The 322-nt window shown below is 59.0% G+C and carries 1 protein-coding gene; it reads right to left on the reverse strand.

All coding sequences use genetic code 11. The annotated features are described in order from the left end of the window. The coding region (locus A3714_RS18065; protein ID WP_197463405.1) for a hypothetical protein at positions 1-322 on the reverse strand (322 nt) is incomplete at both ends.

The following is a 322-nucleotide window of genomic DNA, read 5'->3' on the forward strand; positions in this document are numbered from 1 at the left end:
CTGAAAGGGCCGACCATCAAGAGGGCATGGAAGCACCACCCTATGGAAGGTGTCGCCGGTCAGGGAATTGAACCAGCGCACCTTGCGGCGACCTGAGCGGCGCTCTTCGTGATACCAGCCATGCAGCACCAGGCTGAACGCCCGCGACCATGGATGGTCATGCAGGCCACGGTCTGGATCGCTTCCCACAAACCGATGCAGGTAAAACCGCCAACCCAGAATGGTGAACAGGTAATAGCGCTCCAGATAGGGCACCGAGCCATCGCTGATGATTCGTGCCGGCAGCCGTCCGGCCAGCCAATACAAAAGCTTGTTCATGACT

Origin of the sequence: Alcanivorax sp. HI0007 (genome assembly GCF_001635525.1) — a bacterium.
In the GTDB taxonomy this organism is placed as follows: domain Bacteria; phylum Pseudomonadota; class Gammaproteobacteria; order Pseudomonadales; family Alcanivoracaceae; genus Alcanivorax.